At 59.3% G+C, this 536-nt stretch carries 1 protein-coding gene; it reads left to right on the top strand.

Going from position 1 to position 536, the window contains the following annotated elements:
- Positions 1-132: 132 nt before the first annotated feature.
- Positions 133-536 (top strand): transposase (locus tag A5789_RS30240; RefSeq protein WP_197516769.1); only part of this gene is annotated, 404 nt, incomplete at its 3' end.

Here is a 536-nt window from a genome sequence, read left to right as displayed (position 1 = left end):
GGTTGAGTCCAGCAGGATGGTGTACGACGGGCCCTCAGCGAAGTCTGGGCGTGTCGTAGCCGAGTAGAGGGTGGTCACCGCGTGATCCTTCAAAAGACCGCCAAGTCACTTGAAGGAAGAAAGTTTCACGCGATGACCTCTGTCCAGCCTATCGACCCGTCCGCAATGCTGTCCGAGCAACTCGCCGTCGCGAGCCCGGATCTCCTGCGCAACATGATGTCCACGTTCATTCAGGCCATGATGAGCGCCGAAGCCGACTCGATGTGCGGTGCCGGCTACGGCGAACGATCCGATGAACGCGTCAACAGCCGAAACGGATACCGCCACCGCGACTTCGATACTCGTGTCGGCACGATCGACGTCGCGATCCCCAAACTGCGTCAGGGTAGTTACTTCCCGGACTGGCTGCTCGAACGCCGCAAACGTGCCGAACGAGCCCTGACCTCGGTGGTCGCCACCTGTTATCTGCTCGGGGTGTCTACCCGACGCATGGAGAAACTTGTCGAATCACTTGGTGTGACAAAGCTTTCCAAGTC

The organism is Nocardia sp. 852002-51101_SCH5132738 (assembly GCF_001665695.1).
Taxonomy (GTDB): domain Bacteria; phylum Actinomycetota; class Actinomycetes; order Mycobacteriales; family Mycobacteriaceae; genus Nocardia; species Nocardia nova.
This window is presented reverse-complemented; position numbering and strand designations above follow the sequence as displayed.